An 11,030-nucleotide genomic window follows, 5' to 3' on the forward strand; every position below is an offset into this window, starting at 1 on the left:
CCGCCTCCGCCCGACGGCCCCGTGACCTCCGCCACACCGGTCAGGCCGGCCCGTCCAGCAGCGGCCGGACGGCGGGCGGCAGGTCGGCCGGCAGCGGCCGGGCACCGACCAGCCGGCCGGCCTCCGCGGCGGGCACGCCGGTCGACTGCAGCACCTCCAGCGCCTGGACGTCGGGCAGCGCCTCGAACCACCGGCGGCCCAAGGTGGCCCGCCCGGCGACGGTCGGCCGGCCCCACAGCCGCAGCCGCGCCATGCCGCCGTCCGGGAAGACGTCCAGCCGCACCCGGTCGACCGCCGGGCCGCCGGGGAGGACGACGCGGTGCCGCGTGTCGGGCAGCAGCCGGGTCCGGGGCAGGACGACGACCTCGCCGTCCGGACCGCTGCCGGTCAGGGACGCCGAGCCGGGGGCGTTGCCCAGGAACCAGGAGGTGTCGAGCTCGGCGAGGGTGACCACGCCCTCGCAGGCCAGCGCGACCTCCACCCAGTCGTTGCCGCCGTCCCGACGCCGGCGGGTCTCCCAGCCCTCGCCCATGCTGCGGGCCGGGCCGGGCGCGAGCAGCTGCGCCGGCCGGCCGTAGAAGTCGTCGCTCACCCCGGTCACCTGGCCGCCCCACTCCAGCGCGGCCAGGTCGAACGGACCCGCGTCGACCAGCCGCGGGTCGGGGACGACGGTGCCGTGCACCCGCAGCCGCGCCACGCCACCGTCGGGGTGGATGGTCAGCCGCACGTGGGTGACCCGCCGCGGATAGCGCACCGGGAACACGTTGGCGGTGTCGGCGGCGAGGTCGGACAGCGGCAGCAGCGGCTGCCAGTCGGCGCGGTCGAGCTCGGCGACCGTGGGGTGGCCCTCCACCGCCGCGGCCTCCACCGACGCCCGCGACGGGGAGTTGCCGGTGAAGTGCGTGGTGTCCACCACGACCGCGGCCACGATCCCGGGTGCGCCCAGCCGGACGACCGCCCAGTCGGCGCCGGGGGAGCGGCGCCGCCGGGTCTCCCAGCCGTCGTACTCCTTGCCCCGGTGCCCGAACTCGGTCCGGGCCACCGGCGGGTGCGCCAGCACCAGGTTCTCCTTGGCCGCGAAGAACTCGTCGTTCGCGGCGACGACCGCGCCGCCGAGGGCACGGCCGGCGAGGTCGGTCAGGCGGGTGGGGTCGCTCATCGGGCTCCTCGGGAGTGGGCGGCGCGCGGGTCACTCTGGCACGGGGCGGGTAGGACGGTCGGCGTCCCCACCGACTCCGAGGAGGGCTCGTGTCCGAACCCACTGACGACGCGCGCGAGCGCGCCCGCGAACACGTGCAGCAGATGCCGGCCGAGACGGCGCTCGGCAACGCCGACCCCGCCGGCGGCTCGACCGACGACCCGCAGGTGATGGACCAGGCCGCCCGCGAGGAAGGGGAGCAGCGGTAGGAGAAGGACGCCCTGCCCCCTCGCAGGCTCGGGGCGGGACCCGGCAGGGGGCCGGGGCATGTCAGGCGGGGCCGCCGTGGTCGAGCAGCCGGCCGCGGGGGCTGCCGTCGACGGGCTCCCCGCGCAGCCAGGTCCGCCGCACCCGCCCGACCAGTGACCGCCCCGCGTAGGGGGTGACCGGGTTGCGGTGCGCCAGCTCGCCCACCGTCCACCGCTCGTCCGGCGCGAACGCCACCAGGTCGGCGTCCTTCCCCGCCGCGATCGCCCCCTTGCCGGGCAGCCCGGCCAGCCGGGCCGGCGCCCCGGCCATCCAGCGCACCACGTCGGTCAGCGGGATCCCCCGTGCCCGCGCGCCGGTCCACACCGCCGGCAGCGCCACCTGCAGCGAGGCGATGCCGCCCCAGGCCAGGCCGAAGTCGCCGACGTCGAGCCGCTTGAGATCCGGCGTGCACGGCGAGTGGTCGCTCACCACCAGGTCGATCTCGCCGTCGGCGAGCGCCGCCCACAGCGCCTCCCGGTGCCAGGTCTCGCGGATCGGCGGGCAGCACTTGAAGGCGGTGTCCCCGTCGGGGACCTCCTCCGCGGCGAAGGTCAGGTAGTGCGGGCAGGTCTCCACGGTGATCCGGACGCCCTCCGCCCGCGCCCGCCGCAGCAGCGGCAGCGCGTCGGCGTCGGCCAGGTGGACGACGTGCACGCGGGCGCCCGTGTCCCGTGCCGCCGCGACCAGCCCGGCGATCGCCGACTCCTCCGCCGCCTCCGGGCGGGAGGCCAGGAAGGCCGCGTAGCTGGGCCCGGCCGGGTCCGGCGCCGCGGCGATGACCCCGGCGTCCTCGGCGTGGGCGATGAGCAGCCCGTCGACGGCGGCCAGCTCGGACAGTGCGGCGCGCAGACCCGCGTCGTCCAGCGGCGGGAACTCGGGGACGCCGGAGTCGAGCAGGAAGCACTTGAACCCGACGACCCCGGCCTCGTGCAGCGGCCGCAGCCGGCCGAGGTTGCCGGGCACGGCGCCGCCCCAGAACGCGACGTCGACGGCGACCTGCCCCTCCGCCGCCTGCCGTTTCACGTGCAACGCCGCGACGTCGGTCGTGGGCGGGACCGAGTTCAGCGGCATGTCCACGATCGTGGTGACCCCGCCGGCGGCCGCGGCGCGGGTCGCGGTGGCGAACCCCTCCCACTCGGTCCGGCCGGGCTCGTTGACGTGGACGTGGCTGTCCACCAGGCCGGGGAGGAGCACCTCGTCGTCGGCGAGGGTGACCGCCCCGGACGGTGCGTCGGCGAAGTCGGTGACCGCGGCGATCCGCCCGCCCTCGGTGTGGACGGCGGCGGCGCGCTCCCCTTCCGGCGTGACCACCCGGCGCGCGCGGACCACGAGGCTCATGCCGGGACCCGCGCCGGCCGCCCGAGCTCCTCCAGCGCGCGGTCGACGTGGTGCAGCTCGGCGCCCCACGCGGTGGCGACCCACCCGCCGGGCAGCGGGAGCCGGACGGCGTCGTCCCCGGTGGCGAGGTCCTCGGGAGTTCCGGCGTGCACGGTGGAGGCATACGCCCGCGGCGCCACCGGCGGCAACCAGGCGGGGGCACCCGGGCCCAGCCCGACCGTGGTGTGCAGCAGCGGCCGGCCGTCGCGGACCACCCGCGTGGTGCCGGTCCAGCGGCCGGGCGCCTCACCGGCCCGGCCGAGCAGCACCCGCTCGGTCGCGGTGAGCACGCCGCGGCAGCCGAGCTCTACGGTGAGCTCCGCGACGTGCCGGGCCCGCGCGGCCACCACCGTGGGCTCCGGCCGCAGGTCCAGCAGGCCGGCGACCGACGCGGTCACCCGCTGCACCGACGGCGCCTCCTCGCGCGCCGGGAGCGCGACGGCCGCGGCCACCGAGCGCACGGTCAGCTCCGCGCCCTCCTCGACGACCAGCCGGATCGTCGCGTCGTCCCCGCCGAGCGGGCCGAAGGCCGTGGCCACCAGGTGTACGGACGTCGGCCCGGTGCGCCGGACCGCGAGCTGCCCGCCGGCCCGGACCACCGGCAGCTCGGTGCGCCCGCCGCGGCCCCGTCGGGCGACGACCTCGACGACCGTCCTCACGCGGGGGTTCGCAGGGCCCGCAGCCGTACCTGCTCGCGCACCCAGTCGGCCACCGGGCCGGCGGTCGGGTCCTCCCGCAGCGAGATCAGCAGGGTCGGCTTGCCCCCGCGCACGCTCGCCGCGTCGCACCGCATGACGTCGAGGTCGGCCCCGACCAACGGCGCCAGGTCGGTCTTGTTCACCACCAGGAGGTCGCTCGCGGTGACCCCGGGCCCACCCTTGCGCGGCACCTTGTCCCCACCGGCCACGTCGACGACGAAGACCTGCACGTCGACCAGGCCGTAGCTGAACGACGCGGTCAGGTTGTCGCCGCCGGACTCGACGAGGACCAGCTCCAGCCCCGGGTGCCGGGCCTCGAGCAGCTCGACGGCGTCGAGGTTGGCGGTGATGTCGTCGCGGATCGCGGTGTGCGGGCAGCAGCCGGTCTGCACCGCCTCGATCCGGTCGTCGGGGAGGACGGCGTGCCGGCGGAGGAAGTCGGCGTCCTCGGTCGTGTAGATGTCGTTGGTGACGACGGCGAGGTCGAGCTCGCCGGCTAGCGTGCGGCACAGCGCCGCGGCCAGTGCGGTCTTGCCCGAGCCGACCGGACCGCCCAGCCCGATCCGCAGTGGGCCCTCCCGGTCGCCGGGGTGCCGGTGTCCGGCGACGTGCGGGTCGACGTAGTCGTCCAGGTTGTGGTCAGGGGGCATGGCGACTCCCGGTGCGGCTCATGAGGCGAAGAACCGGTCCTTCCGTGCGGCGTGCACCTCGGCGAGGAGGTCGAGGAGCGGGTCGGTGTCGGCCGGCAGACCGGCGCGCAGCGCGGCGTCGGCGACGGCGTCGATCTCGGGCGCCAGCCGCGCGGTGACGGCGGCGACGGTGAGCGGGTCCATGGCCAGCAGCCGCTGGGCCGCCGTCGCCGGGCCGCTCACCGAAAGGTAGGCGGCGGCCTGCGCGGCGGCGCGCGCGTCCAGCCCGGCCGCGGCCGCGGCCACGCCGAGGGCCGGCGGGTGGTGCGGCCGGTCCGGCAGCGCGTCCCAGGCGTCCGCCGGCCAGGCCCGCCGGCCCACTCGCACCAGCCCGCGACCCTGCTGGCGGGAGGCGGCGCGCAGCGCCGGTGACGGCGTCCGCGCGTCGACCTCCCGGTCGAGTTCCGCGAGCCGGTCGGGATCCCGCGCCGCCCGGCAGCCCTCGGCCGCGGCCCCGGCCGCCACGGCACCCGCGGTCGCCAGCCGGCGCAGCAGGAAGGCGGCCAGCGACGCCGGGTCGTGCAGCACCCCGGCCGCGATCGCCTGCTCGACCCCGCCGGAGTGGGTGTGCCCGCCGGCCGGCAGCCGGGAGTCGGCCAGCGTGAGCAGCGCTGCGGTCATCAGAAGAGGAAGTACCGCTGCGCCATCGGCAGCTCGCGCACCGGCTCGGGCTCCCACACCTCGCCGTCCACGGTGACGGTGAAGGTGTCCGGGTCGACGCGGATCTCCGGCAGCGCGGTGTTCTCCGGCAGGTCGGCCTTGGTCAGCCGGGTGGTGTCGGTGACCGCGGCCAGTCGCCGGTCGATCGCCAGCCGGTCCCCCAGGCCGGCCTCCAGCGCCGCGGGCGCCACGAAGTGCACCGACGTCTGCGCCGGCACGCGGCCGTACGCGCCGAACATCGGCCGCGGCAGCTGCGGTTGCGGCGTGGGGATGGAGGCGTTGGCGTCACCCATCTGCGCCCACGCGATCACCCCGCCCTTGAGGACCGCGTGCGGCCGGACGCCGAAGAGCCGCGGGTCCCAGAGCACCAGGTCGGCGAGCTTGCCCGGTTCCACCGAGCCGACCTCGCCGTCGATGCCGTGCGCGACGGCGGGGCAGATCGTGTACTTGGCGACGTACCGGCGGGCGCGCAGGTTGTCCGCGGCGCCGTCCCCGGGCAGCGACCCGCGCTTGCGCTTCATCACGTGCGCGGTCTGCCAGGTGCGCAGCACCACCTCGCCGACCCGGCCCATGGCCTGCGCGTCGGACCCGATCATGGAGATCGCCCCGATGTCGTGCAGCAGGTCCTCCGCGGCGATCGTCGTCGGCCGGATCCGGCTCTCGGCGAACGCGAGGTCCTCGGGCACGCTGGGGTCCAGGTGGTGGCAGACCACGAGCATGTCGAGGTGCTCGTCGAGGGTGTTGACCGTGTGCGGCCGCGTGGGGTTGGTGCTCGACGGGAGCACGTTCGGGTGCCCGGCGACGGTGATGATGTCCGGCGCGTGACCGCCCCCGGCACCCTCGGTGTGGTACGCGTGGATGCTCCGACCCGCGATCGCCGCCAGGGTGTCCTCGACGAACCCGGCCTCGTTGAGCGTGTCCGAGTGCAGGGCCACCGGGACGCCGTGCCGCCCGGCCACGGTGAGGCAGGCGTCGATCGCGGCGGGGGTCGAGCCCCAGTCCTCGTGCAGCTTGAACCCGCTGGCGCCGGCGCGGAGCTGCTCCTCCATCGACTCCTGGCGCACCGTGTTGCCCTTGCCGAGGAGCGCGACGTTGACCGGCCAGGGGTCCATCGCCTCGAGCATGCGGGTCAGGTACCAGTCGCCGGGGGTGATGGTGGTGGCCTTCGACCCCTCGGCCGGCCCGGTGCCGCCGCCGATCAGCGTGGTGATCCCCGAGCCCAGCGCCGTGGGCACGATCTGCGGGCAGATGAAGTGCACGTGGCAGTCGATGCCGCCGGCGGTGAGGATCTTGCCGTTGCCGGCCATCACCTCGGTGCCCGGGCCGATGACGAGCTCGGGGGAGACGCCGTCCATCGTGTCGGGGTTGCCGGCCTTGCCCAGCGCGACGATCCGCCCGTCGCGGATCCCGACGTCGGCCTTGACGACCCCCCAGTGGTCGAGGACGACCGCCCCGGTGATCACCAGGTCGGGCGCGCCCTCGGCGCGGGTGGCCCGCCCCTGGCCCATCGACTCGCGGATCACCTTGCCGCCGCCGAACACCGCCTCCTCGCCGGCCCGGCCGGGACCGCCGCAGCGGTCCTCCTTGACCTCGATCAGCAGGTCGGTGTCGGCCAGCCGCACCCGGTCGCCGGTCGTGGGCCCGTACAGCTGGGCGTAGCGCTCGCGGGACAGCCGCACCATCAGCCCAGCCCTCCCTCGCGGGTCAGGCCGGGGACGACGCGCGCCCCGGCCAGCGGCACCAGCGTCACGGTGCGCGTGATGCCGGGCTCGAAGCGCACGGCGGTGCCGGCGGCGACGTCGAGCCGGTGACCGTGCGCGGCAGCCCGGTCGAACGCCAACGCCCGGTTGGCCTGCGCGAAGTGGAAGTGCGAGCCGACCTGCACCGGCCGGTCGCCGGTGTTGGTGACCTCCAGCTCGATCCGCGCCGCCCCGGGCAGCGTCTCGATCTCGCCCTCGGCCGGGACCACCTCGCCCGGGACCACGCTCACGGGATCGGCTGGTGGACGGTGACGAGCTTGGTCCCGTCCGGGAAGGTCGCCTCCACCTGCACCTCCTCCAGCAGCTCGGGGACGCCGTCCATGACGTCGTCCCTGGTGAGGACCGTGCGGCCGGACTGCATCAACTCGGCCACGAGCACGCCGTCCCGGGCGCCCTCGAGCACGTGGTCGGTGACGATCGCCGTGGCCTCCGGGAGGTTGAGCTTCAGGCCCCGCGCCTGCCGCCGGCGGGCGAGCTCGGCGGCGTACGAGAGCAGCAGCCGTTCCTGCTCGTGGGGGGAGAGGTGCACAGCAGCGGCCTTCCGGACTCGGGGAGCCCGGACGCTAGCCGCGTCGTGTGTCGGTCCTGTTGCGGGTCAGCGCAGCGGGCGGAAGAACTCCCGGACGTCGTCCACCAGCAGCCCCGGCTGCTCCATCGCGGCGAAGTGCCCGCCCCGGTCGTGCTCCCGCCACAGCCGCAGGTCGGGGAACTGCTGCTGCACCCACTCTCGGGGCGGCTGGAAGATCTCGTGCGGGAAGAGCGAGACGCCGGTGGGCACCGAGACCTGCGGCGTGCGCTCCTGCGGCGCCTGGGCCATCTCCCAGTACATCCGCGCCGACGACGTCGCAGAGGCGGTGAACCAGTAGGTCGAGACGTGGTCGAGGATGCGGTCGGCGCCCAGCGTCGCGACCGGGTCGCCGGCGCAGTCGGCCCAGGCGGCGAACTTCTCCAGGATCCAGGCGCACTGCCCCACCGGGGAGTCGGTCAACGCGTAGCCGAGGGTCTGCGGCCGGGTGCGCTGCTGCTGGTTGTAGGCCGAGCCCTCGGCGCGGAACCGCTGCTCCCGGTCCAGGGCCCGCTGCTCGCGCTCGGTGAACTCCGTGCGCCCCGCCGGAGGCCCGGTGACCACCATGTTGAGGTGGATCCCGGCGACCCGGTCGGGGTGCCGCGCGGCCAGGTTGGCCGAGACGAACGACCCGATGTCCCCGCCCTGCGCGCCGAACCGCGGGTACCCGAGCCGCGACATCACCTCGGCCCAGGCGTCGGCCGTGCGGGACAGGCCCCAGCCGGAGGACGCCGGCTTCCCGCTCCACCCGAACCCGGGCAGCGAGGGGACGACGACGTCGAAGGCGTCCCGGGGGTCCGCGGGGTCGGTGAGCGCCCCCAGGACCTCGAGGAACTCCAGGACCGACCCCGGCCAGCCGTGCGTGAGCACCAGCGGCAGCGCGTCCGGGTGCGGGGAGCGGACGTGCAGGAGGTGGATGGGCAGGCCGTCGACCTCGGTGACGACCTGGGGGACGGCGTTCCACCGCTCCTGGCGGGCTGCCCAGTCGTAGCCGTCGGCCCAGTACGCGCACAGGTCGCGCAGGTACTCGAGGGGGACGCCCTGCGACCAGTCGCCGACCGTGGCCGGCTCGGCCCAGCGGGTGTCCCGCAGCCGGCGTCGGAGGTCGGCCACCGCCTCGGCGGGCACGTCCACGGCGAAGGGCCTGATGACCTCGGCGTCCACGGCCCCACCGTAGTGGCTTGCGCACACGACACCCGCGCCTCTACGGTTCACTACATGAGTAATGAACCCAGGGACCGGCGGGGCTCCTCCCGGGACCCGGTGTGAACGAGGACGGCGGCCCGATCTTCCGACAGGTCGCCGCAGAGATCGAGAACGCGATCGTCGACGGCTCCCTCCCCGAGGAGAGCCAGGCGCCCTCCTCGAACGAGCTGGCCGCCTTCCACCGCATCAACCCCGCCACCGCCGCCAAGGGGCTCAACCAGCTGGTGGCCGACGGGGTCCTCTACAAGAGACGAGGAGTGGGGATGTTCGTCGCACCTGGCGCCCGCGAGCAGCTGCTCAAGCGGCGGCGCAGCGAGTTCGCCGACCAGTACGTCCGCCCGCTGATGACCGAGGCGCACAAGCTCGGCATCTCCACGCGCGAGCTCAGCGCGATGATCGACCGCTGGGAGGAGCACCGGTGACCGCGGCGGCCACCCTCACCGACGTGACCATGCGCTTCCGGGAGCACACGGCCCTCGACGCCGTGACCACCTCGGTCGAGACCGACAGCATCACCGGGCTGCTCGGCCGCAACGGCGCCGGCAAGACCACGCTGATGCAGCTGCTCACCGGACACCGCCGGCCCACCCGCGGTCGGGTGCAGGTGCTCGGGGGCGACCCGTACGAGAACGACGCCGTGCTCAGCCGCATCTGCTTCGTCAAGGAGGGCCAGCGCTACCCCGACCACTTCCGGGTGCAGGACGCGCTGGACTCGGCCGCGATGCTGTTCCCCGGGTGGGACGGCGACCTGGCGGCAGCCCTCGTGCGGGACTTCGACCTCCCGCCGAAGCGGGCGGTCAAGAAGCTCTCCCGCGGGATGAACTCCGCGGTGGGCATCGTCATCGGTCTGGCCTCGCGGGCCCCGGTCACCCTGTTCGACGAGCCCTACCTCGGTCTGGACGCCGTGGCCCGGCAGCTGTTCTACGACCGGCTGCTCGCCGACTACGCCGAGCACCCGCGCACCGTCGTCCTGTCGACGCACCTCATCGAGGAGATCGCCAGCCTGCTCGAGCGGGTGCTGCTCATCGACCGCGGCCGCGTCCTGCTGGACGCCGACGCCGACTCGCTGCGCGGCAGCGCTCTGACCGTCACGGGGCCGCGCGCCGCGGTCGACGCGTTCGCCGCCGGGCACGAGGTCCTGCACAGCGAGACCCTGGGCGGGCACAGCCGGGCCGTCGTCCGCCTGCGCCCCGGTGCCGCCGCCGAGGACGCCGCCGCGGCCGGCCTCTCCTGGGAGGCCACCACCCTCCAGCAGCTTGTCGTGGCCATGAGCCTGCAGACGGCGCAGGACCGTCCGGCCGCCCTCTACGACCTCGAGGAGGTCCCCCGGTGACCCGCGTCCTGTCCGCCGCCCGACTGCACCTGGTGCACCCACTGGTCGTCTTCGGCGTGCCGTGGATGGTCGGGACGATCAGCTTCGTCATCAACTGGGCGGTCTGGGCGCTGGCCGACGTGGCCGAGCACGACCCGAACAACTTCACCGGCGGCGTCACGGCGCTCTACATCACCGTGTGCGTGGTCTTCGTCCAGGCCCTCACCCAGATGTTGCCCTTCGCGATGGGCGTCAGCCTCAGCCGGCGCACCTACTGGCTGGGCACCGCACTGGTCGGGGTGGTGTCGGCGCTCGGCTACGGCATCGCGCTGGCCGTCCTCGACGAGATCGGTCAGGCCACGGGCGGCTGGGGGGTGGGCCTCAACTTCTGGGTGCCGACGCCGCTGCTGGCCGACAGCTTCGTGCTCCAGGTGCTCTACTCCGGCGGCCCGATGCTCGCACTCGTCTTCCTGGGCATCGGGATCGGCGTGGTCTACAAGCTCTGGGGCCCCAACGGGCTGTGGCTGCTGGTGCTGCTCAGCGTGGTCGTGATCGGCGGCCTGGCGGTCCTGACGACGGGCCTGAGCGCGTGGGGCGACGTCTGGGCCTGGCTGACCGCCCGGGACGCAATCACCCTGGCCTTCGGGATCCCCGCGGCCATCGCGGCGGTGGTCGCGGCAGCCTCCTTCGCGGGGATCCGCCGCGTCGTCCCCTGACCGCACCTCCTGGTGCGTCGGCGCCTTCGTCACGTGACGGAGGCGCCGACGCACGTCCGCCGGCGCCGACTGCCCGACCCGGGGTCCCTTCCGGCACCGGCCCGCCGCGCAGGCTCCGGAAACCGGGGTCTCGTCCGCCACCGACCCGGCGGAACGCGGAAGAAGAGTGCAGGGGGCGGGCGCCTGGCCGCGGACGTGCGAAGGGGCCCCAGCGGTTGCTGGGGCCCCTTCGGGAATGGTTGTCCGGCGGCGTCCTACTCTCCCACCCCGTCTCCAGGGCAGTACCATCGGCGCTGAGAGGCTTAGCTTCCGGGTTCGGAATGGGTCCGGGCGTTTCCCTCTCGCCATGGCCGCCGTAACGCTGTGAACTTCTCCACCTGCCGTGCCCCGCGGCGCGGGGGGTGGTGGGGCGTTCAGAACCGCACAGTGGACGCGACAAGTCTTCGTTGTTTGTGGTGCTGCGACCCGTGAGGGTGTCAAGGGGGTCGTGATAGGTGTGTGGTCAAGCCCTCGGCCTGTTAGTACCGGTCAGCTGCACGCCTTGCGGCGCTTCCACCTCCGGCCTATCAACCCGCTGGTCTGGGCGGGGGCCTTACCCGG

13 protein-coding genes and 2 rRNA genes are annotated in these 11,030 nt (G+C 75.0%); 4 read left to right on the forward strand and 11 right to left on the reverse strand.

Annotated features, from left to right (window positions below; genetic code table 11):
* Positions 1 to 40: 40 nt before the first annotated feature.
* On the reverse strand, positions 41 to 1,159 hold the full coding sequence (gene alc / locus ACI79D_RS18805; protein WP_456919995.1) for an allantoicase: 1,119 nt from the start codon (positions 1,157 to 1,159) through the stop codon (positions 41 to 43).
* Positions 1,160 to 1,248: 89 nt separating this feature from the next.
* Here alc and ACI79D_RS18810 point away from each other — a divergent pair, with 89 nt between their 5' ends.
* Positions 1,249 to 1,407, forward strand: coding sequence for a hypothetical protein (locus ACI79D_RS18810; RefSeq protein ID WP_456919996.1), 159 nt, complete (start codon positions 1,249 to 1,251; stop codon positions 1,405 to 1,407).
* A gap of 61 nt (positions 1,408 to 1,468) precedes the next feature.
* Here ACI79D_RS18810 and allB read toward each other — a convergent pair whose 3' ends face one another.
* From allB to ACI79D_RS18850, 8 genes are all read right to left on the reverse strand, one after another.
* The gene (gene allB / locus ACI79D_RS18815; protein ID WP_456919997.1) at positions 1,469 to 2,785 is read right to left on the reverse strand and encodes an allantoinase AllB; all 1,317 of its coding nucleotides are present in this window, start codon (positions 2,783 to 2,785) and stop codon (positions 1,469 to 1,471) included.
* Positions 2,782 to 3,483: an urease accessory protein UreD gene (locus tag ACI79D_RS18820; protein WP_456919998.1), complete on the reverse strand. Its 702-nt coding sequence runs from the start codon at positions 3,481 to 3,483 to the stop codon at positions 2,782 to 2,784. The genes allB and ACI79D_RS18820 overlap by 4 nt, the downstream gene beginning before the upstream one ends.
* Positions 3,480 to 4,172 (reverse strand): urease accessory protein UreG, encoded by a 693-nt coding sequence (gene ureG, locus ACI79D_RS18825; RefSeq protein WP_456919999.1) that lies wholly within the window; start codon positions 4,170 to 4,172, stop codon positions 3,480 to 3,482. Before ureG ends, ACI79D_RS18820 begins: the two co-directional genes overlap by 4 nt.
* A gap of 18 nt (positions 4,173 to 4,190) precedes the next feature.
* Positions 4,191 to 4,832 (reverse strand): urease accessory protein UreF, encoded by a 642-nt coding sequence (locus ACI79D_RS18830; RefSeq protein WP_456920000.1) that lies wholly within the window; start codon positions 4,830 to 4,832, stop codon positions 4,191 to 4,193.
* Entirely contained in the window at positions 4,832 to 6,553 is a 1,722-nt protein-coding gene (locus tag ACI79D_RS18835; protein ID WP_456920001.1) for an urease subunit alpha, read from the reverse strand. Before ACI79D_RS18835 ends, ACI79D_RS18830 begins: the two co-directional genes overlap by 1 nt.
* Entirely contained in the window at positions 6,553 to 6,861 is a 309-nt protein-coding gene (locus ACI79D_RS18840) for an urease subunit beta (protein ID WP_456920002.1), read from the reverse strand. Before ACI79D_RS18840 ends, ACI79D_RS18835 begins: the two co-directional genes overlap by 1 nt.
* Positions 6,858 to 7,160, reverse strand: a complete 303-nt coding sequence (locus tag ACI79D_RS18845) for an urease subunit gamma (protein WP_456920003.1) — start codon at positions 7,158 to 7,160, stop codon at positions 6,858 to 6,860. Before ACI79D_RS18845 ends, ACI79D_RS18840 begins: the two co-directional genes overlap by 4 nt.
* Before the next feature lie 66 nt (positions 7,161 to 7,226).
* The gene (locus ACI79D_RS18850) at positions 7,227 to 8,360 is read right to left on the reverse strand and encodes an epoxide hydrolase family protein (protein WP_456920004.1); all 1,134 of its coding nucleotides are present in this window, start codon (positions 8,358 to 8,360) and stop codon (positions 7,227 to 7,229) included.
* A 101-nt stretch (positions 8,361 to 8,461) separates the two neighbouring features.
* Between ACI79D_RS18850 and ACI79D_RS18855 the strand changes: the two genes are divergently transcribed.
* From ACI79D_RS18855 to ACI79D_RS18865, 3 genes are read left to right on the forward strand one after another with little or no spacing between them, the layout of a single operon-like run.
* On the forward strand, positions 8,462 to 8,824 hold the full coding sequence (locus ACI79D_RS18855; RefSeq protein WP_456920005.1) for a GntR family transcriptional regulator: 363 nt from the start codon (positions 8,462 to 8,464) through the stop codon (positions 8,822 to 8,824).
* Positions 8,821 to 9,735, forward strand: a complete 915-nt coding sequence (locus ACI79D_RS18860) for an ABC transporter ATP-binding protein (protein ID WP_456920006.1) — start codon at positions 8,821 to 8,823, stop codon at positions 9,733 to 9,735. Before ACI79D_RS18855 ends, ACI79D_RS18860 begins: the two co-directional genes overlap by 4 nt.
* Entirely contained in the window at positions 9,732 to 10,430 is a 699-nt protein-coding gene (locus ACI79D_RS18865; RefSeq protein ID WP_456920007.1) for a hypothetical protein, read from the forward strand. The genes ACI79D_RS18860 and ACI79D_RS18865 overlap by 4 nt, the downstream gene beginning before the upstream one ends.
* 241 nt (positions 10,431 to 10,671) lie before the next feature.
* Here ACI79D_RS18865 and rrf read toward each other — a convergent pair.
* Positions 10,672 to 10,788: ribosomal RNA gene (rrf, locus tag ACI79D_RS18870) — 5S ribosomal RNA — on the reverse strand.
* Between the two features lie 140 nt (positions 10,789 to 10,928).
* A 23S ribosomal RNA gene (locus tag ACI79D_RS18875) occupies positions 10,929 to 11,030 on the reverse strand; the annotation flags it as partial.

This window comes from Geodermatophilus sp. SYSU D00708 (assembly GCF_054050115.1).